Origin of the sequence: Bacillus sp. FJAT-29790 (assembly GCF_019039215.1) — a bacterium.
Taxonomy (GTDB): Bacteria; Bacillota; Bacilli; order Bacillales; family Cytobacillaceae; genus Cytobacillus.
This window is the reverse complement of record NZ_JAHNZZ010000002.1, coordinates 284,701-308,289: the sequence shown is the minus strand read 5'-3', so window position 1 is coordinate 308,289 and position 23,589 is coordinate 284,701. Positions and strand designations below refer to the sequence as shown.

The window sequence follows — 23,589 nt, the reverse complement described above, 5'->3', positions numbered from 1 at the left end:
CTCCTATTGCGTAGCAAGCTGCATGATTTTTTCTTGATCAGCTTCTTCAGATGTCAATTCGCCTTTGATTTTTCCTTCAGCCATCACATAGATACGGTCACTCATTCCAAGGACCTCGCCAAGTTCTGAAGAAATCATAATAATACTCATACCTTGTTCAATTAATTCATTCATAACGGAATAAATTTCAAACTTAGCACCAACGTCGATTCCTCGCGTTGGTTCGTCTAAAATAAGTAGTTTTGGACCTACAAATAGCCATTTACCTAGTGATACTTTTTGTTGGTTGCCGCCACTCAATTTTCCAACGAGCTGTTGTAATGACGAGGCTTTAATACCTAATGAATTTTTGTAATGATCAGCAACTTTGACTTCTTCATTTTCATTAATCATGCCATTCGATGAGATTCCCATCAAGTTGGAAGCGGTGATATTGTTCTTTATATCCTGTAATAAAAACAACCCGTCCCCCTTACGATCTTCCGTAACATATGCGATCCCAGCTTTAATAGCCTGACTCGTATGTTTAAAGCTGACGGGACGTCCGTCCACGAAGAGATCCCCCTGTATTTTGTACGACTTAGAGTTCCCAAAAATACTGAGCGCAAGTTCTGTTCGACCAGATCCCATCAACCCTGCAATTCCAACAATTTCACCTTTTCTCACATGTAAATCAACATTTTTAGAGACGTTGCGGCCTAATTGTGGATCAAGGGCAGTCCAGTTAGTTAACTCGAGAACTTTATCACCAAATGATTTTTTCTCTCTTTTCGGGTAAATATCATCAATTTCTCGACCAACCATATTTTTAATAATCGTCGCTTCATTAATTTCACCTTTAGACGCGTCTAACGTGCAAATCGTTTCTCCATCGCGGATAACCGTTGCCTTATCGGCAATGGCAGTAACTTCTTTCAACTTATGTGAAATCATAATACAAGTGATGCCTTGTTTCTTTAATTCACGCAACAATTGTAACAAGTTCTCACTATCGTCTTCATTAAGCGCAGCAGTTGGTTCGTCTAAAATAAGCAATTTTACATCTTTACTTAACGCTTTCGCAATTTCAACTAGCTGCTGTTTACCTACTCCTAAATCTTTAATTAACGTTTCCGGATTGACCTTCAGATTCACCTTATTCAGCAATTTTTTAGATTCAACAATGGTTTTGTTAAAGTCTAGTACGCCACCATGGTTCACTTCATTGCCGATAAATATATTTTCATAAACGGGAAGATCAGGAAATAAGGCAAGCTCTTGATAAATAATAACGATCCCTGTTTCAACACTGTCATTAATTTTGTTGAATTGTTGAACCTTGCCATTAAAAACGATATCTCCCTCATACGAACCGTAAGGATAAACACCGCTAAGTATTTTCATAAGTGTAGACTTACCAGCTCCATTTTCACCAACAAGGAAGTGAATTTCACCCTTTTTCACTTTAAAATTAACATTACTGAGCGCTTTGACTCCTGTAAACTCCTTCGTAATCTGCTTCATTTCCAGAATATATTCGCTCATGTTTTTCCTCCTCAACAAAAACAACTATACAATTAAGAAATAGTGATAGATGAACGTCTACCACTATTTCTTAAGCCTTGCTTTAGTTGTTTACGTTTTTATAGTCCAGTGAAATCACTCTCTTTATAGTAGCCGGAGTCAACAAGTTCACTCTTCACATTCTTTTGCTCAACAACAATAACATCTGTTTGTTTTGCTGGTACATCGATACTTCCATTATCATAAGAACCAGTTGTTTCAGGTGTTTTACCATCAAGTATATCAATGGCCATTCCCATTGCATCCGCAACAAGTGTACGAACATCTTTAAATACTGTCATAGATTGTTTGCCATCAATAATGTATTGAATAGAGGCTTTTTCCGCATCTTGACCAGTTATAACATATTTTGAAACCTCAGGGTCAGTAGCAAATACATCGGCAATTGCACGGGATGTGCCATCATTTGGAGCAAGAACGACGACTTCACCTTTGAGCTCTGCCTTAGCAGCTGTTAAATGTGTTTGAGCTTTATTTTTCGCTTCATTTGGATCCCAGTTTGTTGTTACTTGCCCAAGAATTTTACCTAATTCATCACGTGAAAGTTCTGCTTTATCTTTTAAAGCTACTGCTTCACTTGAGTTTACAATGACAAAAGTCCCATCCGCAATTTTTGGTTGTAATACATTCCATGCACCTTCAAAGAATAAGAAGGCATTATTGTCAGAAGCAGCCCCAGCATAAAGATATAATGGGATGCCTTTTTTATCACCAGCATGATCAATTAAGTATTGCCCTTGTGCTTCACCTACAGCAACACTGTCAAATGTTACATAATAATCGATTCCTTTTGTATCTGTAATGAGACGATCATATGCAATGACAGTTACGCCATCTTTTTTCGCAGCTTCTACCGCAGCACCGGCTGCTGGCCCATCATGAGGCGCAATAATTAATACATCAATACCTTTATTAAGAAGTGTTTCTACATTTTCTTTTTCTTTAGCAGATGAACCTTGGCTAAACAAGATCTCTGTCGTATACTCAGAATCTTTTAACGCATCATGAAAACGTGTTTCGTCTTGTACCCATCTTGGTTCGTCTTTAGTAGGTAAAACAATCCCAACGTTTACCTTGCCGCCATTAGCTTTTTTCCCGCTGTTATTTCCTTCTTCGCTATTCGTTGTTGAAGCGTTATTACTACCATTACTACAGCCAACTACAAGGAATACCATTAGCATAGCAACGAGTAAAGCAGAAGAAATCTTTTTAATATTTTTCATATTGAAACCCCTTTCTTTTCTGCATTTTCTTACTTCTATTTAACTATATCAACGCATCTAGGCTTTGAGAACGCTTTCTTATAGTAATATTTTAGTATCATCTGTCTTTTTTTAATATTTCATAAGATTTCTATTATGGCAGTTTTTAAAATAACAGCGTGAATTAATAAACAAGGTTATTGATTGCACTTCAATTTACAGTGTTTAAAATTCAAAATGATCTTTAACAAAGAAGACCCTCATATCCAAAAGCAGATATGGGGTCTATGTTCATGCTGCAAATGAATAGATTTGCAGTACGCCGGCAATTCTCGGCGGTATAATTAGAGTTATTTTTCTTTTTTCCTATATACTTCTTCTCGAGAATGAAACCCATCTGCGATGATCGTTTCATCAATATTTCTTTGATCAACAGCGATAGGAGAAAGAAGCATGGATGGCACCTCTGATTTTCCGTTGTTAATGATTCTCTCTACCTTTATTTCTTCTCCTTTAGCAAGCTTTACCGCAAGTTCAGCCGTTTGGTCAGCTAATTCCTTTAATGGCTTATATACCGTCATCGTTTGCGTACCTTCAACAATTCGCTGTGCTGCAGCAAGGTCAGCATCCTGTCCAACAACAGGTATTTTCCCCGCAAGCCCCTGTTTAGCTAATGCTTGAATAACTTGGCCCGCCGTTGCATCATTTGCAGAAATAACAGCATCCACTTCATTATCGTTTGCCTTTAAAGCCTCTACCATATTCGTAAAGGCATATTCAGGGTTCCATTCCTTTGTCCATTGGTCATAGACAATGGTAATATCCCCCTTATCAATGAGCGGTCGGAGTATGTTAAACACTCCTTTTTTTAGTAAATGGGCATTGTAATCTGTTTCAGCACCACCGATATACACATACTTTCCTTTAGGGACTAATTTCGTGATCGCCTTTGCTTGAAGTTCCCCCACCATTTCATTGTCGTAAGAAACATACAAATCAATTTCAGAATTTCGAACTAAGCGATCATAAGAAAGTACTTTAATCCCTGATGCGTGAGCCTTTTTGACAATCATGGCTGTTGACTCTGCGTTATGTGGGACGATGACCAATATATCAATGCCTTCATTAATTAGATTTTCTGCATGTAAGATTTGTAATGCATCATCTCCCCTTGATGTGAGTATTTTCACTTCAGCACCTAATGCTTCTACCGCTGCTTTAAATAGCTCTCGATCCCTTAACCATCTCTCCTCAGCTAATGTATCCATGGAAAAGCCAATAATGATTTTATCATCTGCCTCTATATCGCCCTCACTGGTTCCTTTATTTAATAAGGAATCTTCGTGCATATCTTGATGATCTAATTGACTTTTGTTTTGTTGGCAGGCAGGGACAACAAGGATGAAAACAAGCATAAACAATAGGATATGCACCTTCATAAAGGTCTGTTTCATTCAATTTCACACCTTTTATATCTGCTATTTTCGCATATATTGTTGTTTTAGCCTTCAAAGTTTGCCCGTTGATTTCCGCTGCGGGCACTTGCTTTCCGCGGGGAAGGACGGGAGCCTCCTCGGCGTTACCGCCTGTGGGGTCTCCCGTTTCCTCTATTTCCCGCAGGAGTCAAGTGCCCTCCGCTCCAATCAACTCAGACTATTAAATTAAAATCAAATTATAAAAGCAACAAACTTTACGAAAACACCTTTTTTATCTTGTTATGCCTTTGTTCTTAGCAATGATTTTCTATATTCTGTTGGCGACGCACCATACATTTTTTTGAAAACTTTACTGAAATAGTTGGGATCTTGATATCCAACATCAAAGGTAATTTCTTTTAAGCTTTTATCAAGATTTAACATCAATTTCTTTGCCTTTTCTAATCGGCATTTCGTTAAGAAGGCGATATAATTCACACCCAACTGTTCTTTAAAAAGCTTACTAATATAAATCGGACTTAGTTCAAATTTTTGCGCAATCCCATCTAACGATATTTCTTCATGCGAGTGTTCAATGATGTATTGCTTAATCTGTTTAATCGTGTCATCCTCTACCTGTTTTTGATAATCGGTATAAGACTGCATCATCTGGTCGAGTAAATGATTGGTTTCCGTACGTAATTGCCTGAAATCTTTTATTTGAAAAGGATACAGGGGCGTATCTGGTTCAACTCCGATCTCATTTAATACCCGAGATGAAATCCAAAGTAACTCCAAGACACGTTGCTGTGTTTCGATAAGATGAACGCCCTTTTCCTCAAAAAACTCAATTAACTCAGATATCCCTTTCCTGATTTCCTGCCATTGTCCATTTCGAATCTGATCAAACAATTGATTTTCTAATTTCTTTGTTTGATAACCATCTATTCTTGAGTTAGCCACTGGTATATCTGAATAAAAACGATATTTAACAGGAAGGGAGCTATCCTTCGTCGCAATCAGCGATTCCTGGTATGATTGTCGGACCATGTCCAAGGAATTGCAGACGTTTCCAATCCCAATGAACCAGCCCGCCTTATCCTCCGTATTAGATGCAGATAAAATATCCTTTGCAAGAGTAATCGCTTGGGTGCGAAAAGATTGACTATGTTGCCTAAACACGATAATTGAAATTTGGCGGCCATATAATGTACCCACCCACGCACTTCCTATTTTTCTAACCCTTTGTTTAATTTCTGCATACAAACCTTCAGAATCCTGTGGCAGTAAAATACTCATGACAAACTTTTCACTTGTCACCGGCGTATTTAACATCCCCACTAACTCATCCAAATGAACTTCGTGAACGTGATCAAATAATAACTGTGTAACCACATCCGTTTCTACGATTGTTAAGGCTTTTTGCAATACAGTTTTCTGAAGGATACGCTCTTGTTGCGACTTTTTTTCTTCATAAATTTGACTGATTACTTTACGAACAGTTTGTACAACCTCACTTGCTTTACTCGGTTTAAGAAGATAGTCCTTCACACCTAGCTTTAGCGCTTCTTTGGCATAGTCAAACTCGGCATATGCAGTAATCATTATAAACTTAATATGAGGATTCTTTTCATTTATTTTCTGTACGGCTTCGAGTCCATTCATTCCCGGCATCTTTATATCCATTAATACCAAATCAGGCATAAATGACTCAGCCTTCTCTATTGCCATTTTTCCGTTTCTCGCTTCTTCTATCTCCATTTCTGGAAAGCTCTTTAATAGTATCGCTTGTAAGCCTTCCCTTACAATCTGCTCATCATCGACGATTAGGAGTCGCTTCATCTCATTCAACTCTCCTTGTTTTTGGTATTTTTAAAATAACCTTTGTGCCGAATCCAAGTGTGCTTTCCATATCAAATACGTCATTACAGCTGTAAAATAAACTTAAGCGCTTCACGACATTATTTATACCAATTCCTGTGAAGTGACCTCCCGCTTCTTTCGTATTCACATGGAGTATTTGTTTTACTTTCTCTTCTGTCATCCCTGGTCCATTATCTTCTATCTCTATTCTCACGTAGTCAACGTCATTTTTAACGCGAAAATAGATACTTCCACCATTCTCATCCGGTTCAATTGCATAAATAACGGCATTTTCCACTATAGGCTGCAATGTTAAACGCGGAATTTTGATGTCCAAACAAGATTCTTCCACCTCCATGTGAAATTGAAGCCGATCTGTAAACCTTGCATGTTGAATATCAATGTATTGCTTAAGAACTTGTACTTCTTCAAATAGTGTAGCGGAATTTTCTAGATGTTTAAGGTTATAACGCAAAAGTCCCGCAACACTTACTAAAAGATCACTTGTTTCTTCTGATCCTTCTAAATATGCCTTTTTCGATAGGATGTCTAGTGTGTTATAAAGGAAATGAGGATTGATCTGACTTTGCAGACTACGAAGCTGACTTTCTTGTAATAATAGCTTACTTTCTTGAAGCTCATGTTCAAGTTGTGCCTTCTGTTTTATTTCAGATAAATAGTTATTAATATTGATACGCATTTTATCAAACATTTTAGCGAGAAATGAGATCTCATCATTAGAATCCACTTCTATTTTTAAATCAAAACGCCCCAATGATAACTCATGTGCCGCTTGCGTCAGCTGATTGACCGGACTTGTGATTCTTTTCGCAAACCAATGTGCTAATAACAGTACCAGCAACGTAATCAACAGCAATAGCCAGATTCCCAACATTCTCAACTCTCCTGAACTGTCGATGATGCTACGATAGAAACGATCATACGTCTTGAGTTCCATGTCAATTAAGGTAAGCGTCATTTCAGAAATATATTTCGAAATACGACTCGCTTCTGAAAAGGCACTCAAGTAATCATCCGTTTGTTGCCCCATACGAGCCAGAACGGATTGATTGGTTATTTCAACAAGACTGTCGATTAAGTTTTCATAGTTTGTCAACGCATAATCATTATCGGTATTTCTGAATTTTGAAACTTCCCCTTTTGTTTTTTGAATCTGATTCTTATTGAGATCGAGCTCATTTAAATTAGATTCTGATGGTTCAATTAAGTAGTTATTAAGGGCGGCAACAATTTGCTGGCTTTCACTTGTAACTTCATTCATAATTAAATATCGTTCTAATATGTCGTTATATTGGTTTTGCATTTTTTGATTATAGTAGGTAAGTGAAATCCAAATGGCTACCATAATAAATAGAACAGCGATGACGAGCACTAATATTTTTTTCTCAATACTGTTCATCTTACATCTGACGCCTTTACAACTTGAATATCCGTTCGATATCCATTTAAATCCAGTGGTACTTTCTCATTATTAAGCCATTTTAAAATCAATTCAACACTCTTTGTTCCCATTTCTTCTGGAGACTGCTCAATGATTCCATTAATCTTCCCCTGATTAAGTAATGATATTGATTCATAATCATCATCACATGAATAAATATAATAACGCTCAATTTGTGATCTGCTTTCAATCTCTTGTACCATAGCAGCAAGTATATCCGCATTAATGGCAATAAAAGCGTCTATATTCGGATTCCGGTTTAATACGTCTCTCGTTGTTGCCATAACCTGTTCCCTCGCATCTTTCATCTCTATATCAATGATTTTAATATTCGGATATTCAATTAATACATCTTTAATTCCTTCCAATCGTTGTTTTTGAAAATATTGATATTGTTTGTCAATCATGATCGCTACTTCTCCTGCGGTTCCCATATCATCGAGTAACTGTTCACCAATCATTTTCCCAGCTAAGTATTGATCTGAACCAACATACGACTTTCTAAGACTATCCCCCATAGGAACATCGTTTGCAACAGTAATAATGGGTATTCCATAAGAAGCAGCTTTTATTTTTGTAAGGGCTTTAAACTCATCGGTGTCTAACCCCTGAACGATAATACCATCCACTTGCGAATAGATAGCGATTTCAATTTTCTTTAAAAAGTCCTCTCTGTTGTTACCATAGCTTCCCCATACTTCAAGACTAGCAGATTCCTTCTTTGCCTGTTCCATTGCTGCTTTTGCTACCTTGTCCCAAAAAGGAGTCTCTAGCTCCTGTGTGATTAGTACGATACGATGCTTCGAATTCCCTTGTTCTGTTGCTCGAGGCAACTCCCATTCTGATTTAAACACTTTACTTCCAGATACGATCGTAAAGTAAAAAAGGACGACACAAACGAAACTAAGAATAATGATGGCTTTACGCAAGGGATGTACCACCCTTTCCTCCTATAACTTTATATTCATTTTAGCATAACTTAAAAATATATTATTCTATGTTTATATTCGTGCCTACTTTTTTAACAACTATTTTATTTTTAAAGGACTATATTAGATGTGAACAGATGAATAACCTTCAATTTACTATAAAAAATAAGCCCCCCTGATAAGGGGAGGCTTATGCCAACTACTACATTTCTTTATTTCTCTTTCCTTACGAGTAGTGAACAGCACTCCACATGTGCCGTCTGCGGAAACATGTCCACAGGCTGAATTGCATTCACATTATATTTAGAACTAAGGACACTAATATCCTTCGCCAGCGTTGACGGATTGCACGATACATACACAACCTTTTTCGGCTTTACTTTTAAAATCGTGTTCAGCAGCTGCTGGTCAAGGCCGGTTCTTGGTGGGTCGACGATGATAACGTCTGGTTTCCAGCCTTCTTTTACCCACCTTGGCAGACATTCTTCGGCTTTGCCTGTTACGTATTTGGCGTGTTTGATTCCGTGACGGGCGGCATTTTTCTTGGCGTCTTCGATGGATTCTGGAATGATGTCCATTCCTCGGATTTCAGCAGCTTGGTCAGCAACCCAAAGGCCGATTGTTCCGACACCGCAATAAGCATCGACTACTTTTTCCTTGCCAGTTAGTGCGGCGGCCTGTTTGACTTCATTATATAGCTTTATTGTTTGTTCTGGATTCAGCTGGAAGAATGTCCGGGCAGAGAGTTCAAAGGATAAGTCCCCTAGCGTTTCTTGAATGAAATCATTTCCTTCGAGCCTTACTGTTTCTTCTCCAAAGATAAGTGACGTTTTTTGCCCGTTGATGTTTTGGATAATGGATTTGACTTCTGGAAGTCTTTTCTTGATTTCTTGTATGATTTGCTCTTTTTTTGGTAGTTCTTTCTTGGCTGTAATTAATACGATTTGCAGCTCGCCTGTTTGAATTCCTACTCTTGCTACAATTGTCCGGACTAGCCCTTTACGGGAGCGCTCATTATAAATTGGGATTTGCAGTTTTTGAAGAATGCGTTTAACCGTTTCTGTAGCCTTCGTTGTTTGCGGATGCTGGACAGCACATTGTTCAATATTGATGAGACGATGGGAGTTCATTCCGTATAATCCCGCTAGCACTTTTCCATCTTGTTGACCGACTTGGAACTGGCTTTTATTGCGGTAGTTCCACGGGTCGTCCATACCAATTGTTTCTTTTATATTTAATTGATCTACTTTAAGCTTTGTATGGCGTTCGAGGGCTTGGATAATAATATCCCGCTTTTCCTTTAGCTGCTGATTATAGCTGAGATGCTGAAGCTGGCAACCTCCGCATTCTTCGTAAATTGAACATGGTGGCTGAACGCGGTGCTCCGATTTTTTGCGGATCTTCTTAATTTTTGCCTCTGCAAATTTCGGGTGTACTTTTGTTGCTTCAACAACTACCTCTTCGCCAGGCAGAGCTCCCGGTACGAAGACAACTTGCTTTTTAAAATAACCGACGCCTTCTCCATTAATGCCCAGTCTTTTGATTGTTAGAGGAAACGTTTGGTTAAGATTTATTTTCACGGTTTGCTCTTGTTTCATGATGTTTAATCACTCCAGATTATTCGATGCTTCTCCATAAATATAAGGAAGCATAGCTCAAGTAAGGATCCCAGCTTTTTGAGAATTGCTCCATTTCTTCTAAGGCTGGTTTCGCTTCTAAATTGTATAATTTTTTTAATGCATTTTGAATTCCAATATCTGCAAAGGGAAACAAATTGGGCCTCCCTAGACCGAACATAAGGAAATTTTGGACGGTCCATGGACCTACCCCGCGCAGTTTAATTAGTTGTTCCATTATTTCTTTATCTGATTTACTTTTTAGTTCTGCCAACTTTAGATCGCCATCGACCGCTGCCTTTGCAATCCCGATAATATATTCCGCCTTGCGCCCGCTAAACTGCAGCTCCCGAAGTTCTTCAACCTTTATGGCTGCGACCCTCTCTGGCAATGGATAGAACCAGGCACTGTCTTTTTCAAATCCATATGTTTTAACGAATCTCTCTGTTAGCGTGTGAGCAAACTTTAAATTTAATTGTTGGTGGATGATGCATTTCATTAGGCAGTTATATGGGTCAAAGTCTAGTACAAGCGGTGTGCCATAATTCTGGGCAAATATGCTTTTAAGATCTGTTTTCTGGAAATGCGAATGAATATTTTCAAGGGAAATATTCCATTGGAAAATTTCATTTAATCTCTCAATTGCTTGCTCCGTATATGCATCATCTGTAACTTCAATGACAAATTCAGGAGCTTGTGTCGTTCCAGTTGCCTGTACCCTTGCAACAATAGGCGTATTTACGCGATATAACGGTACTTTTACTGTTCGATTTTCAAGATCAACCTGATTTAGCGGGTCCAGAGATAGTCTGTCTAGAACTAAATCAAAATTGTATGGCCCTTTTATTTGTATTGTTTCCAAAAATGATCCGTCCTTTTAGCATTTTCCCGTATTATAGCATTTTTTACGATGTTTTTACTAAATGAGTAGCATGTAAAACAAAAAGAGACCCGAAATTCCTGAGAAGATCGGGTTAGACTTTGATATGCAATCTATTTTGATCAACTTTCTGACTGCATTTGAAATTATATCAAAGGGAATTTGATTATATCAGCGACTTTCGGATCTTTATCAGCGACTTTTCGATTTTATCAGCGACTTTTGCATCTTTATCAGCGACTTTTCGGATATATCGGCGAGTTTCCCTGTTTCCCACTTTTAATACAACATTCTTTCTTCAAACGCCATACTCATCATCAGATCATCTAGATTTTTAAAAGTATATCCCTTCTTTTTTAAATCTTGAATTGCTTTTTCAAGTGCATCGGCATTATCCTTCGAAACGGTATGGAGCAATAAAATGGCTCCGGGATGGATTTGGCGCATGATATTATCATATGAATATTGCCAGCCTTTTTGCTGATCCGTAATCCAATCTTTAAAAGCTAATGACCAGAAAACATGGGTATAGCCTTCTTTTTTGGCTAGGGCAAGTGTTCGCTCGCTGAAAATCCCACGTGGCGGTCGCAAGTACATCATATTCTTGATTCCTGTTAGCTTTTCTGTTCCTTCTCGGACCATTTCTAGTTCTTTTACAAATTTTTCATTGCTTATCGTGGTCATATCCGGGTGATGCCATGAGTGGTTGCCAATGATGTGGCCCTCTGCTGCCATTCGCTTAATAAGATCCGGTGCTGTTTTAATATAATGGCCGGTTATAAAAAACGCTGCTGGAACTTTTTCTTTTTTTAATACGTCTAAAATTTTTGCGGTATAGCCGTTTTCATATCCATTATCAAAGGTTAAATAAATTTCTTTTTTACTCGTGTCACCTTTATAATAAGCATCATGTCTTGCTAAAAGTTCATCCAAAGGCTTTCCAGCTTCAGCAGGCTTTTCGTTCTTTCCTTTGTTGAACCCCCAGTGAATCGGGGAATTAGCATATTCAGCAAATGTATTTGTAGAAGAAAGGACAAAAATTACACATAAAATGATAAGATATCTCACTAGTTGCATTGGCGCTCCTCCTTTTTTCATATTGTTTGTGAACGGGAAGAAAACATTCGCAGCTGATGATGCCAAAATTCTCCACGGGTATTTGTTAACTTCGCCGAAATTGGAAGTTTTTTTATATCAACGAAATTGGGAGTTCATTTACCGTGCGACTAATTTATTCTTATTTCGGTAAATGAATTGGTCTTTCATTTACCTTGTGAGCAGATTTTTTCGCTCTTTGGGTAATGAAATCCTCTTTCATTTACCACGCGTACAGATTTTTTCGCTCATTGGGCAATGAACCCGCCTTTCATTTACCGCGCGAACCAATTTTTCGTTCTTCGGGTAATGACTGTAGGTGTTCATTCAACATGTTAACTTATTTTCTTGCTTTACGGTGAATGAAGCCCTTTTAAAATTTTAACAATAAAAACGCCCTAGCCGTTTGACTAGAGCGAAGAAGATTTCCCGATTAAAAAACCCGATCTTTAAATTGCGCTAATTTCTCTAATGATGATTTATCTACATCCGCATGAAGGCTGTTTCCGTGAGAATCCATTGTGACCACGGCTGTAAAGCCTTTAACCTTCAGATGCCACATTGCTTCCGGGATACCGAATTCCATTAAATCGACACCCTCAACAGCTTTAATACAATCCGCATAATATTGTGCTGCTCCGCCGATCGCGTTTAAGTAAACACCACCATGCTCTTTAAGTGCCGCTAATGTTTTCGGTCCCATTCCGCCTTTTCCGATAACAGCGCGGATACCGAATTTCTTCATGATGTCGCCTTGATATGGTTCTTCACGTGCACTAGTCGTAGGGCCCGCTGCTTTTACATGCCATTGTCCTTCAGCATCCTTAAGCATCACAGGGCCACAATGGTAGATAACCTGGCCGTTTAAATCAACTGGTGCATCATTATCCATTAAGTGATGGTGGATCGCATCACGTCCAGTGTACATCCTGCCGTTAATTTGAACAACATCTCCTACCTTCAAGCTGCGGATTTGCTCTTCTGTAATTGGAGCTTGTAAAGTAATGACTTCACTTGTTGGCTCAGAAGCTGCTGCTGTTTGCTTTTCCGCTTCTGTTGCACCGAAATCGATGTTCTCGCCCTCTTGATACATCCACTCATTGATTTCCCCTGTTTCCGGGTTAACAGCCACACCTAGACGACGGAAAGCCCAACAGTTATAAGCAACTGACACGAAGAAGCTTGCTGGGATTCGGTTCATAACGCCAATTTTACAGCCTAAAAGGGTTGTTTCCCCACCAAAACCCATTGTTCCGATTCCAAGTTTATTGGCATTTTCCATGACGTATTCTTCGACTTTACGTAAATCTTCATTTGGGTTCACATCATCATTCGAACGGAATAATTGCTCTTTCGCAAGGTCATATCCAGAAGAACGATCTCCTCCAATTCCAACGCCGATAAAGCCAGCGCTACACCCTTGTCCTTGAGCCTGATAAACAGAATGCATGATGCATTTGCGAATTCCATCAAGATCACGGCCTGCTCGTCCTAAACCTTCAAGTTCCGTTGGCAGGCTATACTGGATGTTTTTATTTTCGCAGCCGCCGCCTTTTAGAATGAGGCGGGCATCGATATAATCTTTTTCCCATTGCTCAAATTTGATTACTGGTGTTCCATCCCCAAGATTGTCTCCGCTGTTATCCCCTGTCAGCGAATCGACGGAATTTGGACGAAGCTTTCCATCTTTTGTCGCAAGAGCAATCGCGTTTTTGATTGCTTCTTTCATAATTAACTGATTTGCACCGACAGGCGTTTTAATTTTGAATGTTGGAAGGCCTGTATCCTGACAGATTGGTGATACATTGTCATCAGCCATTTTAATATTATTCGTAATCGTCGCTAGACTCATCGCTGATCTAGTGCCAGCACTTTCTCTTTCTTTGGCAGCTTTAATCGCACGTCGAACATCACGTGGCAATTTCGTGGATGTTTCAACAATTAGCTTGTACATGCTTTCTTGGAATTTTTCGATGTTCATTGATGAATTCCCCTTTCCCTTTGCTCCCCTAATGTACTGATCTATTATGAATTTTATAATTATTATCGATATTGATTATACTCCTATTGCGATTCGATTGAAAGACCAAGCTTGGAATCGGTTACAGTATCTAGAGATTGCGAAAGTATTTGTATTTTTCATTATTGACCCCATTATGAGAATAATTGAGCCCATTTTTAATTTAATTGGTCCCATTTTTGAATTATTTGAGCCCTACCTTTTCACATAAAGATACTACCCCAATTTCCATAAAAAATTCGAGTAAATGAGAAAAGAGCCCTTTTAAAAGGCTCTCTTAAATATCGCGATTATTAAATTCACGGCATTTGGATTCGAGGTCATCGATCATTTCGATTAAACGATCTATGTCGTCAAGATCCGTATCTTCCGGTTCAATGGCTTCAAGTACATCGAGAAACATATTTAACCTTTGTTTTAAGAAAGAAACTTGGCTGTTTTTATCTTGTATCGGACTTCCCAATTTGTTCTCCCCTTTCGTCTCGTTACCATCCTACCGAAAATTTCATGGATTCGCAAATGGATTTTAAAAATTATTTCCGGATTGGAATACTTTCCATTTATCAGGTAACTTTAGCAACGAAATTCAAGTGGTTTATCACTGTTTATTTTCGACAAAATTCAGGTGGTACCTGTGAATTCAAAGTCGAAAATGAAAACCCGCCGATTGGCGGGCCAAGAAAAAACGATGATAAAGGTAGTAATTATACTAATTTATCTGATTCCAGACCCTATCTAGATTTAATGGAACATATATTTTATCCCCATAAATCTGTCTGTGTATGATCGGATTTTCAAAGTAATTGCCTGAACAACGACCCGCTTTATTTTTACGTTTCGCTCTAGGGCCTGCTTCTAATAAATTGCTTAAGCTTACTCTTGAAAATTTCATATCTATTCTCCTCGTATATTTTTATTTCGAAGCCATATGATCAACAGGAAATTGTTCAATTGTCTTTTTTGACCCAACGCCATTTTCTACCATTTTTACCTACTTCATTTTAACGGCCTCCTTGAATTGTAGAATCAAAACTAGCAGATTCAAATTGATTTCATAAGTAAGTTAAAATGCAACTTGTCTTTCTATTAGATATATAACCCTTTGATTAAGATTCGAAACCTATTAGGTTGAATGTTTTATTGGAATTTAGCAATGGGTTTACGAGCTGAATTTTTGGGTACTTATATTACTATAGTTCATTTTTACTATTGAAAGGGTGAGGTTTCATGGGATTTATTTGGTCTTTAATTATCGGAGGAATAATTGGCTGGTTAGCCGGTCTAGTCCTTGGACGTGATATACCAGGAGGCATAATTGGAAATATCATCGCTGGATTTATTGGTGCTTGGCTAGGTTCTTTAGTATTAGGAGATTGGGGACCTGTAATTGGAGATTTTTATCTTATTCCAGCTTTAATTGGAGCTATTTTAATCATAAGCTTCATTATGAAAAGTGTCAGACGGAAGTCTTCATGAAACTAGGTAAGAAGAGGCTGTCTCAAAAGGTCGTTGAAAAATGACTTTTTGAGGTCAGCCTTTCTTTTATAAAGCAATAGATACCCAGTCCAATTTATTAAATCAACAAAGTTTACGAAAACAGCCATTAAATAATAGAGTTCAAGAATAAAAAGTCACTCACTATGTAATGTAGTGTCGATAATTTAGGTTAAAATAGTTGACCGATAATATAGGTTAAGTCATCATTTCTTGTTTTCGTATACATTTTTAAATAATTTGACATATCTTCGATCGTTCTAACGCTTCTTAATAATTGTTTAACTGCAGGAATGTAAATCCCATCTGTATGAATAATAAATTTAGAACCTTTTTCATAAGAAAAAGTATCAATTCGATATTTTTGTGGCTTTCCAGATAAAAATCCAAAGACAGGGAGTGGATAAATGAATTGATCTGAGGGGGAATAAAGAATGAATCGTATGTTTCCAACAGAGCTATAGGTGAATTTCTTATGTAAAAAATTGACCTTTAAAATAGATACTGTTGCACCTCTTTTATTCTTAAGTTCTTTATTACAAATGTCTATTAATACTTCTACTTCTTCATGATGGTATTGCTTAACCACTTCACGAATAGCGTTTGACGAAGCGTGTGCGTTCAATCCGCTTCCCAAACCGTCGGCAACCAAACAAATAAAGTAATCTTCCGTTGCCTTAATAAAAAAACTATCTCCGTTACATACATTACCTTCTTTTTGAATTTGATAGGCTAATGACTGAATATACCCATTAGATTCAAGTTGTAGCATTGTTTAATCCTGCATTGGCATCCGCAGCGAGTGCCTTTCGTAATTTTTGAATAGCTCTTCTTTGAAGACGAGATACATGCATCTGTGATATCCCCAAAAACTCACCTGTTTCTTTTTGACTTTTATTCTCTATAAATGTGTAATGAATGATCTCTTTTTCCTTTTCAGATAAAACATGAAGTACGCTCTGAAGCAAAAGCTTTTGATCGACTTGTTTGAAGCCCTCTTCTTGAGAGCCAACAGTGTCAAGAATAGTAACCGTGCTGCCATCTGAGCCCGTTTCTATTGATTGATCCACAGATAATGCTTGATAACTTTTACCCATTTCCATTGCTTCTAAAACTTCTTCTTCTGAAACGTCTAAATACTCCGCAATTTCATGTATCTTCGGTGACCTTTGATTTTTATTTGTCAGTTCATCCACTACTTTCTTTATTTTCGGCAGTAATTCTTTGATCCGTCTAGGTACATGGACATCCCAAGTTTTATCTCTTAGGAAACGCTTGATTTCTCCAATAACTGTAGGTATTAAAAAAGATTCAAATGACCCTCCAACATCCGGATCATATCTTCTTATTGCACCCAATAACCCAATCATTCCTACTTGCATTAAATCTTCATGGGAGTTTCTTCCTCTTGAATATTTTTTAACAAGACTCCCAACTAGCGCCGAGTAGTTTTCCACTAATATCGTTTGAGCTGAATTACACTCAATACGCTGAAAGTCTAAGATAAGGGCATTAATTTCTTCCTTAGTTCGCCTCATAACTCGAGATGGTTGTGTCATGATTTACACGCTCCCCACTTAAATACTTGACCATGAAGACCGTTACTCCGGAATTATTTAATACACGGACTTCATCCATGAGCGTTTCTATCAAATATAGACCCAACCCTCCCTCTGAAAGTTGGTCGATAGAACTTGAAGCAGAGTATGGACCTAGTTCGCTCTTTGTTTGTTCAAAATTAAAGCTCTTTCCGCTATCAGCTATCATCATTTCTAATTTGTTTTCATAAAGGCCAAATCCTACAATAATTTCTCCGCCTTCGTCATTTTTGTAAGCATGCTGAACAGCATTCGTACAAGCTTCACTTATAGCAATTTTCAAATCCTCAATATCATCGTATGCATATCCCATTCTGCTGGCAATTCCTGATAGCGTTAATCTGATTACCCCAATATATTCCGGCTTAGCAGGTATCTTCATTTCAATGTAATCAACCAATTGTTTCATTGTCCCCCACCTCTGAGTTAGAAGAAATATCAATGATGTTACTTAAACCTGTAATTTGGAAGAGTCGTTCTAATCGACCCGACAAGTTAACTAGCTTTAATTCACCATCATTTTTCTTTACTAATTTGATTAAACCAATAAATACACCTAGACCAGTACTATCTATATATGACACATCTTTTAGACTGACTATGAGGGATTTATTTTGCCCTTCAGCAAGTGGTAATAATTCCTCCCTTAGCTTCGGAGCAGTAAATGCATCTATTTCCCCTGCAACAAAAACGAATGTTTCCTCATTATTATGATTTTTATCTACTTTTATATTCATTGATTCACCTCAGGAAAATAATATCAATCTATTGAAATACTTACCCGCACCAATTGAATATTAAACCTTTCGTTTTATAATAATAAGTGTAAAATCATCACTCATTTCAAAATTCTGCATTTTTTCAATATCACGATAGATTTTTTCAACCATTTCTTGGGCGGACAATTGCTTATACTTCTGGATTAAATCTGTTATAAACGAACGTTCCATAAAACCATCATCTGTCCTTGATTCAGTCACTCCGTCCGATAATAAAACAATCATATCCCCAGGTTCCACCTGTTTTTCATATTGATCATATTTTATGTTTTGATCAACACCTAACACGAGACCTTTTGTAATGAGGTCCTCATAGGAATTTGTTAAGGAATGATAATAAAACCCTTGCTCATGCCCTGCTGAAGCATAAGCAAATGAATGTTTTACTGTATCGTACATTCCATAAAACATGGTAATAAACATTCCTGAATCAACATTATTTTCTACGACACTATTTAAATTTTCTAAAACATGGTGAGGGTTTTTCCTAGACTCTGGTAAACTATCCATCGCATATTTTATCATTGACATACAAATAGCTGCAGGTATTCCTTTTCCTATTACATCTGCAATGGCTATATTAATAATTTGTCCATCATGAATAAAGTGGTGATAATCTCCATTCATTTGCTTTGCAGGAACACTTATCGCTCCAATATCTAAATCGTCAATTTGAGGAATTGGGGTTTCTAATAGATTTTCTTGGATGCTTGCCGCAATTTGAATTTCTGATTTCATTTCAAACTGCTGATCTCGTAAGCTTTGATGTTCCTGGTAGGCTAAGCCATAGTCCATCATAAACTCTAAGAGAAAGTCGAAGGAAGATAAAACCTCTTTTTGAATATCAGGAAAAAGTTCTTTCAAAACTTTACAATGTAAACTGATGATTTCTTCTGGGGGTATTTGGTGTTCAATTGATTTTCTGCTAAATTTTTGTCCTTGGTACAAAGCTGTTTCGGATGATTCTTTAAGATAGCTGCGAAGTATTTCCCGGTAACTTGCTTCTAAAACATCTTTAAAATCCATGCACTAACATCCTCCTATCGAAGCCATTTCACTACCTGGATATTCGTACCTTCCCCTGTTGATGATGTAATATCAAATTCATCCATTAAGCGTTTAACCCCTGGTAATCCTGCCCCTAAACCACCTGATGTTGAAAATCCATCCTCCATCACTCTTCTAATATCCTGAATTCCTGGTCCATTATCAACAGCTACAACAATTAAACCACGTTTACCAAATTCATTTATGCGTTCAATCCATATCTCACCTTGTCCGGCATATAAATAAATATTACGTGCAAGCTCAGAAATCGATGTCGTGATTCTTGCTTGGTCAACTGTACCAAATCCAAGCTCTTTGGCGATGTTTCTTCCCAGTTGCCTAGCTGCAACGATATCCCATTCTGTTATAATTTTTACATAGGATTCGTTCTCCATGCGTTACTCCCCCAACTCCCGCTGTAATTTTTCCAGCCCCTTTTCTAAATCTAGTGCGGTTTGGACATCTTGAAGGTGAATTCCTAGTTCAACTAGTGTAATCGCTACAGCTGGCTGGATACCAGTCAAAACCACTTTCACCCCCATCAGTTTGGACATACTAATGACATCACCAAGAACTTTTGCAATAAACGAATCAATGACATCAACAGACGTTAAATCGATCACTACACCGTTCGCTTCTGTTTCATGAATTTTGTGAAGCAGTTCTTCTTGAAATTGTAATGCTGTTTGATCATCAAGCTCCCACTGAATAGAGACAAGCAGGCAGTTATATAACTTTAGGATTGGTATTCTGGCAACCATGTATTATTCCCCCATTGATATGATCTTTCGATTTGTCATTTCCAAGGCAGCTTCAATCCCTTTTTGCAAACTGTTTTTTGTAATGACTTGATTTAAATTTATTCCTAAATTAACAATTGTTTGTGCAATCTCCGGCCGAATCCCAACGATCAAACATTTTGCTCCCACTAGCCTTACAGCCTCAGAAGCCTGAATAATATGGTGGGCCACCATCGTATCTACCACTGGAACTCCTGTAATATCAATTAATACAACCTGTGCCCGATGCTTAACAACACCTTGTAATAAATTTTCCATAATGCATTTTGCTCTTTCTGTATCAATTGTTCCAACTAAAGGCATTACCGTAATATTATCAAAAATGGGGATAAGTGGTGCGGATAGCTCCTGAAGCGCAATTTTCTGTAAGGAGACTGTTTTTTGCCAAGATGATGCATACTGATTAAACACTTCATTATTAATAGGACTAATCCATTTATCATAAGCCCAAACAAATTCAATTTTTTCCTTTTCAGAAGCATCCTTAGTCATCTGAAAGAATAGAACCTTTCCAAATTCAGTTAAACTTTCCATAATAAAAGCTAAAGTCCAGCTTAATTGAACCATTTTTTGAGAGAAAGCACTCATCTTGCTGATAAGGTTTTTATCTTGATTCATAAAATTATTAACTAATATATTTATATATTCATTACAAATATTAATATAGACTTGGTCTGATAGCACACTTGATACTTTTTGCTCATCTATATTTATAAGTTTTTCCGTCCATTCATTTAAAAGCTGTTCTCGGTTTGTTTGAATATAGTCGACAAAATAATTTGTTTTATCCATCTAAATTCTCCTCTCCTAAACATTTATTCAAATGACTATTTTCTTGCCAGTATTATACCAATTTATACTATCTAAACATATAAATACGATGACCTAGTCATTTAGACCCAATTATATAAGCTGTTTTCTTTGTGATATTAGGACAAACTTGATACTACCCAAGTCCTTTGGCGAATGGCTTAGTTATTTTTATGCGATGAATAAACTTGAATTTTTATATTTTGTCGAAACTTACTTTAGCTTGCACAAAAAGTTAAACTTTCCACTAGCTAAAAAAAAGAATCTCCTTTTGTTTCAAACCCCTAAAATAGGGTTACATACTAAAAGAAATCATTTTTAGGAGGAGATAGTAATGGATAAAGAAACACTAAATCAGCATTTTGCCGATCATGGGTTGGAACGAGTGGAATTTTTAGAGAAATCAACGTATCGATTGAATATCATTAGTGATGTGACAGGGGCCTCTTATCCTCTGTATATAAATACGTCAGCTTACGAACAAGGCCATACGGTTGTTCATTTCGAGGAAGCCGCCTTTAAAGAAAATGAAACTGTGCCGCTTCATGTTCACAGATCTGCCCTCGATAAGCTGATTGAGTTAGAGCGGCTGTTCCTTGATTCAGCACCCCAATCATTAGAGGAATCCAACAATAGCTCTATGGCACAGGATTTCGACGAAATGAAAAGGCTTGGCAAAGAAATGAAGAATGCTAAAACTGGGAGCGAGCTGCTGGAAGAAAATCTAATTCCTGACCCGGCTCAATAATGGAAAGTTCTTTTATCTAAATCCCCGATTGTTGAATAAATGAAACTTTGAAAAAAATGTTTTAAAAGAAACGAATCGGGTAATCATAAGATAAATAGAACTTAAGTCGAAATAACTGCTATTTTATAAGATTGTTAAAATCTAAAGGAGGTCCTGTTATGAGACAAATTTCCCCTATGAAAACAATAATGGCCGCAGGAATAGGAGTATCTGCCGTGATTTGGTTATCTTCAAAACCGAACAGAATAAAGGCTGAAAATTTACTTAGAGAATGGAAACGGAAAATTAAGCCTACCATTTTCGATAAAAGTAAAAATCTGCCGATCGAAAAGGGAGGAAATCCTCATCCGCATGATCTGGAAGATAACAATATGGTTAGTGAAGGGGCTATGTATTCAGTGCAATTTTATAATGAGAAAATCCAGTGATAGAAGAGTTGGGGCAGATTATTACCCCAACCATTTTTTTGTAAGGTGAAAAAATGAATTTATTCTTTTTACTTCATAAGTAAGGCCTACACCTCCTATCTATCTACAAAAATAACAATCCGAAATCATGTAAGTTTCGGATTGTTATTTTTAAATTTCATTCGATCGGGAAAGATTTGCCCTTCTTCTCTATTTTTTGGTTTTATATGCTATTATTTTCTTCATCTATTTTATTATCTAGTTTACGTAAATATTTTGAAGCAAAATCTTTTCCACCCAGGCCGAATGCAAGTCCAAATGCTAACGCTAATCCTCCCAGTATAAGGATAAATGCGGCATTTACGATGGAGTGCGCAACACCAAGTTGATCTAATGCCATAAAGACTGTAATGGATAATATTGCATACTTTGCAACAGATGCGAAGGTACGGGAGTATCTGTTCTTTAAAATATTTTGCAGAATACGTTCTACTAAATTGCCTAAATATAATCCAACTCCTAAAATAACAAGTGCCGCAAACAGCATCGGTAAATAAGCAATTACACCTGTTGCGAGAGTTACTAAGAACCCTAGTTGGACAATCTGTAATGCTTCAACTGTAAACATTAAAACGAGAACAACTTTTACAAACAAACCAACAATTTGAGAAAGAGTGTACTTGGATTGCTCTGGATTTAATGAGCCAATACCCATATGCTGAAATATACCGTTAAACCCTAAACGCCCAAGCATTTGAGCGACGATTCTCTCCACCCATTTTCCAAGCTCTAAGCCAACTAAGATCAGAATAACAGCAACAGCGATGTTTGGAATGAGTGCTAGCACATCATGGAGCATTGCTATTGCTGGATCAGAAATTCCTTTTAGTTCAAGTTTTTCTAGGGCAGTTATAATCGTAGGAATTAAGATTAAAATAAACACAATATTTCCAATGATACTTGAAAGACCTGTACCTTCTATTTTTTCTATTAATCCCAAACGCTGACCGAGTCTTTCCGTACCAATACTTATTAGAAAGTTCGTTAATATATCACGAACAATTTTAGCTATAAGCCAGCCGACAAAAACAATCAGAGCTGCAGCAAATAACTTAGGTATAAATGCTAGAAGGATTGTAAGAGATTGTGCGAATGGTTCTGAAATCCCTTTAATTTGTAATGCATCTAATACCCCAGGTAAGAATAGCACCAGAACAAAATAGAAGAGGGCTTTGGCAATACTGTTAACCTTGTTCATCGCGTCAACTTCACTATTTGCGATATTCCATTTTACTAAACGGCGTTCTAAGTGGAACAGTGCTGTTCCCTTTTTAAACAGCATACGAAGGAGAAATGCTGCCACCCAGGCAAGCAGTAAAATCAGAGCAGCTTTTAATAGGTTTGGAATGGCTGCTGTGATGGTGGATAACATTTGAATGAGCGGTGTTGCAATAAAGCTTAAGCTCAGCATATTAAAAAAGATAATCCACACAAAAACCAGCAGAAGATAGTAAACAATTTTTCCAATAATTAATTCAGATGAGTACTTTCTCTTTCCAAAGTTTGAAAACAGCTGATCATCAAAACTAGTTTTCTTTAAAGCAGCTTCTGCACCTTTTCCGATACTTTTAGCGATAAGCCAGCCAATCAATAATACGAGAAGTGCCAATAAAAAGCTTGGAAGTTGGTGAAAGTACGAGTACCATCCTGTCATCATTTCGTTCATAATCATTCTACCTATCCCCTTTTCTTCATTACTAATTTTGTATAGTAAATGTAATACCCTCCATTCCTGATATAAAACATTATTCAAATAATTAGTTAATAACAGTTACTAAACAAAAGGGGCAGCTAGACTTAG

General features: G+C 37.3%; 23 protein-coding genes. 3 read left to right on the top strand and 20 right to left on the bottom strand.

What is annotated here, in order from left to right; translation table 11 throughout:
• Positions 1-3 precede the first annotated feature (3 nt).
• From BGM26_RS16445 to BGM26_RS16395, 11 genes are all read right to left on the bottom strand, one after another.
• On the bottom strand, positions 4-1,524 hold the full coding sequence (locus BGM26_RS16445) for a sugar ABC transporter ATP-binding protein (RefSeq protein WP_217041096.1): 1,521 nt from the start codon (positions 1,522-1,524) through the stop codon (positions 4-6).
• Positions 1,525-1,622: 98 nt separating this feature from the next.
• A complete protein-coding gene (locus tag BGM26_RS16440) occupies positions 1,623-2,786 on the bottom strand; it encodes a sugar ABC transporter substrate-binding protein (protein WP_217041094.1) in 1,164 nt (387 codons plus the stop codon).
• 329 nt (positions 2,787-3,115) lie between these two features.
• Complete coding sequence (locus BGM26_RS16435) at positions 3,116-4,219, bottom strand: sugar ABC transporter substrate-binding protein (RefSeq protein ID WP_217041092.1); 1,104 nt, start codon at positions 4,217-4,219, stop codon at positions 3,116-3,118.
• 261 nt (positions 4,220-4,480) lie between these two features.
• On the bottom strand, positions 4,481-6,022 hold the full coding sequence (locus BGM26_RS16430; RefSeq protein WP_217041090.1) for a response regulator: 1,542 nt from the start codon (positions 6,020-6,022) through the stop codon (positions 4,481-4,483).
• 1 nt (position 6,023) lies between these two features.
• Complete coding sequence (locus BGM26_RS16425) at positions 6,024-7,463, bottom strand: sensor histidine kinase (RefSeq protein ID WP_217041088.1); 1,440 nt, start codon at positions 7,461-7,463, stop codon at positions 6,024-6,026.
• Positions 7,460-8,434 (bottom strand): substrate-binding domain-containing protein, encoded by a 975-nt coding sequence (locus BGM26_RS16420; RefSeq protein ID WP_217041216.1) that lies wholly within the window; start codon positions 8,432-8,434, stop codon positions 7,460-7,462. Before BGM26_RS16420 ends, BGM26_RS16425 begins: the two co-directional genes overlap by 4 nt.
• A 212-nt stretch (positions 8,435-8,646) precedes the next feature.
• Positions 8,647-10,032, bottom strand: coding sequence for a 23S rRNA (uracil(1939)-C(5))-methyltransferase RlmD (gene rlmD / locus BGM26_RS16415; protein WP_217041086.1), 1,386 nt, complete (start codon positions 10,030-10,032; stop codon positions 8,647-8,649).
• 19 nt (positions 10,033-10,051) lie between these two features.
• A complete protein-coding gene (locus BGM26_RS16410) occupies positions 10,052-10,912 on the bottom strand; it encodes a DNA-3-methyladenine glycosylase family protein (RefSeq protein ID WP_217041084.1) in 861 nt (286 codons plus the stop codon).
• A 297-nt stretch (positions 10,913-11,209) separates the two neighbouring features.
• Complete coding sequence (gene pdaA, locus BGM26_RS16405) at positions 11,210-11,998, bottom strand: delta-lactam-biosynthetic de-N-acetylase (RefSeq protein ID WP_483297813.1); 789 nt, start codon at positions 11,996-11,998, stop codon at positions 11,210-11,212.
• A gap of 460 nt (positions 11,999-12,458) precedes the next feature.
• Positions 12,459-14,006, bottom strand: coding sequence for a fumarate hydratase (locus tag BGM26_RS16400; RefSeq protein WP_254119618.1), 1,548 nt, complete (start codon positions 14,004-14,006; stop codon positions 12,459-12,461).
• A 316-nt stretch (positions 14,007-14,322) separates the two neighbouring features.
• Positions 14,323-14,508, bottom strand: a complete 186-nt coding sequence (locus BGM26_RS16395; protein WP_217041080.1) for an SE1561 family protein — start codon at positions 14,506-14,508, stop codon at positions 14,323-14,325.
• A gap of 764 nt (positions 14,509-15,272) precedes the next feature.
• Between BGM26_RS16395 and BGM26_RS16390 the strand changes: the two genes are divergently transcribed.
• Positions 15,273-15,521 carry a GlsB/YeaQ/YmgE family stress response membrane protein gene (locus tag BGM26_RS16390; protein WP_217041077.1) on the top strand — a complete coding sequence of 83 codons (249 nt, stop codon included), beginning with the start codon at positions 15,273-15,275 and terminating at the stop codon, positions 15,519-15,521.
• 190 nt (positions 15,522-15,711) lie between these two features.
• On the opposite strand, the gene BGM26_RS16385 is transcribed toward BGM26_RS16390, so the two are convergent.
• From BGM26_RS16385 to BGM26_RS16350, 8 genes are read right to left on the bottom strand one after another with little or no spacing between them, the layout of a single operon-like run.
• Positions 15,712-16,311: a PP2C family serine/threonine-protein phosphatase gene (locus BGM26_RS16385; protein ID WP_217041075.1), complete on the bottom strand. Its 600-nt coding sequence runs from the start codon at positions 16,309-16,311 to the stop codon at positions 15,712-15,714.
• Positions 16,298-17,098 carry an RNA polymerase sigma factor SigB gene (gene sigB, locus BGM26_RS16380; protein ID WP_217041073.1) on the bottom strand — a complete coding sequence of 267 codons (801 nt, stop codon included), beginning with the start codon at positions 17,096-17,098 and terminating at the stop codon, positions 16,298-16,300. The genes BGM26_RS16385 and sigB overlap by 14 nt, the downstream gene beginning before the upstream one ends.
• Positions 17,064-17,546, bottom strand: coding sequence for an anti-sigma B factor RsbW (gene rsbW / locus BGM26_RS16375; RefSeq protein WP_217041071.1), 483 nt, complete (start codon positions 17,544-17,546; stop codon positions 17,064-17,066). The genes sigB and rsbW overlap by 35 nt, the downstream gene beginning before the upstream one ends.
• The gene (locus BGM26_RS16370) at positions 17,530-17,874 is read right to left on the bottom strand and encodes an anti-sigma factor antagonist (protein ID WP_217041069.1); all 345 of its coding nucleotides are present in this window, start codon (positions 17,872-17,874) and stop codon (positions 17,530-17,532) included. Before BGM26_RS16370 ends, rsbW begins: the two co-directional genes overlap by 17 nt.
• A 60-nt stretch (positions 17,875-17,934) precedes the next feature.
• A complete protein-coding gene (locus tag BGM26_RS16365) occupies positions 17,935-18,942 on the bottom strand; it encodes a PP2C family protein-serine/threonine phosphatase (RefSeq protein WP_217041068.1) in 1,008 nt (335 codons plus the stop codon).
• Between the two features lie 14 nt (positions 18,943-18,956).
• Positions 18,957-19,358, bottom strand: a complete 402-nt coding sequence (locus BGM26_RS16360) for an anti-sigma regulatory factor (protein WP_217041066.1) — start codon at positions 19,356-19,358, stop codon at positions 18,957-18,959.
• 3 nt (positions 19,359-19,361) lie between these two features.
• Positions 19,362-19,724 carry an STAS domain-containing protein gene (locus BGM26_RS16355; RefSeq protein WP_217041064.1) on the bottom strand — a complete coding sequence of 121 codons (363 nt, stop codon included), beginning with the start codon at positions 19,722-19,724 and terminating at the stop codon, positions 19,362-19,364.
• 3 nt (positions 19,725-19,727) lie between these two features.
• Positions 19,728-20,555 (bottom strand): STAS domain-containing protein, encoded by an 828-nt coding sequence (locus tag BGM26_RS16350; protein WP_217041062.1) that lies wholly within the window; start codon positions 20,553-20,555, stop codon positions 19,728-19,730.
• A gap of 352 nt (positions 20,556-20,907) precedes the next feature.
• On the opposite strand from BGM26_RS16350, the gene BGM26_RS16345 reads away from it, so the two are divergent.
• Both BGM26_RS16345 and BGM26_RS16340 read left to right on the top strand, forming a co-directional pair.
• The gene (locus BGM26_RS16345; RefSeq protein ID WP_217041231.1) at positions 20,908-21,321 is read left to right on the top strand and encodes a hypothetical protein; all 414 of its coding nucleotides are present in this window, start codon (positions 20,908-20,910) and stop codon (positions 21,319-21,321) included.
• 158 nt (positions 21,322-21,479) lie between these two features.
• Positions 21,480-21,749, top strand: coding sequence for a hypothetical protein (locus BGM26_RS16340; RefSeq protein ID WP_217041060.1), 270 nt, complete (start codon positions 21,480-21,482; stop codon positions 21,747-21,749).
• Positions 21,750-21,951: 202 nt separating this feature from the next.
• Here BGM26_RS16340 and BGM26_RS16335 read toward each other — a convergent pair whose 3' ends face one another.
• A complete protein-coding gene (locus BGM26_RS16335; RefSeq protein ID WP_483297812.1) occupies positions 21,952-23,454 on the bottom strand; it encodes a mechanosensitive ion channel in 1,503 nt (500 codons plus the stop codon).
• Positions 23,455-23,589: the final 135 nt, after the last annotated feature.

What these genes read in the sequence shown, in the direction of transcription:
- BGM26_RS16445 (WP_217041096.1), bottom strand. Translation starts at nt 1,524, where the DNA reads ATGAGCGAATATATTCTGGAAATGAAGCAGATTACGAAGGAGTTTACA.
- BGM26_RS16440 (WP_217041094.1), bottom strand. Translation starts at nt 2,786, where the DNA reads ATGAAAAATATTAAAAAGATTTCTTCTGCTTTACTCGTTGCTATGCTA.
- BGM26_RS16435 (WP_217041092.1), bottom strand. Translation starts at nt 4,219, where the DNA reads ATGAAACAGACCTTTATGAAGGTGCATATCCTATTGTTTATGCTTGTT.
- BGM26_RS16430 (WP_217041090.1), bottom strand. Translation starts at nt 6,022, where the DNA reads ATGAAGCGACTCCTAATCGTCGATGATGAGCAGATTGTAAGGGAAGGC.
- BGM26_RS16425 (WP_217041088.1), bottom strand. Translation starts at nt 7,463, where the DNA reads ATGAACAGTATTGAGAAAAAAATATTAGTGCTCGTCATCGCTGTTCTA.
- rlmD (WP_217041086.1), bottom strand. Translation starts at nt 10,032, where the DNA reads ATGAAACAAGAGCAAACCGTGAAAATAAATCTTAACCAAACGTTTCCT.
- BGM26_RS16400 (WP_254119618.1), bottom strand. Translation starts at nt 14,006, where the DNA reads ATGAACATCGAAAAATTCCAAGAAAGCATGTACAAGCTAATTGTTGAA.
- BGM26_RS16390 (WP_217041077.1), top strand. Translation starts at nt 15,273, where the DNA reads ATGGGATTTATTTGGTCTTTAATTATCGGAGGAATAATTGGCTGGTTA.
- BGM26_RS16385 (WP_217041075.1), bottom strand. Translation starts at nt 16,311, where the DNA reads ATGCTACAACTTGAATCTAATGGGTATATTCAGTCATTAGCCTATCAA.
- sigB (WP_217041073.1), bottom strand. Translation starts at nt 17,098, where the DNA reads ATGACACAACCATCTCGAGTTATGAGGCGAACTAAGGAAGAAATTAAT.
- rsbW (WP_217041071.1), bottom strand. Translation starts at nt 17,546, where the DNA reads ATGAAACAATTGGTTGATTACATTGAAATGAAGATACCTGCTAAGCCG.
- BGM26_RS16370 (WP_217041069.1), bottom strand. Translation starts at nt 17,874, where the DNA reads ATGAATATAAAAGTAGATAAAAATCATAATAATGAGGAAACATTCGTT.
- BGM26_RS16365 (WP_217041068.1), bottom strand. Translation starts at nt 18,942, where the DNA reads ATGGATTTTAAAGATGTTTTAGAAGCAAGTTACCGGGAAATACTTCGC.
- BGM26_RS16360 (WP_217041066.1), bottom strand. Translation starts at nt 19,358, where the DNA reads ATGGAGAACGAATCCTATGTAAAAATTATAACAGAATGGGATATCGTT.
- BGM26_RS16355 (WP_217041064.1), bottom strand. Translation starts at nt 19,724, where the DNA reads ATGGTTGCCAGAATACCAATCCTAAAGTTATATAACTGCCTGCTTGTC.
- BGM26_RS16350 (WP_217041062.1), bottom strand. Translation starts at nt 20,555, where the DNA reads ATGGATAAAACAAATTATTTTGTCGACTATATTCAAACAAACCGAGAA.
- BGM26_RS16345 (WP_217041231.1), top strand. Translation starts at nt 20,908, where the DNA reads ATGGATAAAGAAACACTAAATCAGCATTTTGCCGATCATGGGTTGGAA.
- BGM26_RS16340 (WP_217041060.1), top strand. Translation starts at nt 21,480, where the DNA reads ATGAGACAAATTTCCCCTATGAAAACAATAATGGCCGCAGGAATAGGA.
- BGM26_RS16335 (WP_483297812.1), bottom strand. Translation starts at nt 23,454, where the DNA reads ATGAACGAAATGATGACAGGATGGTACTCGTACTTTCACCAACTTCCA.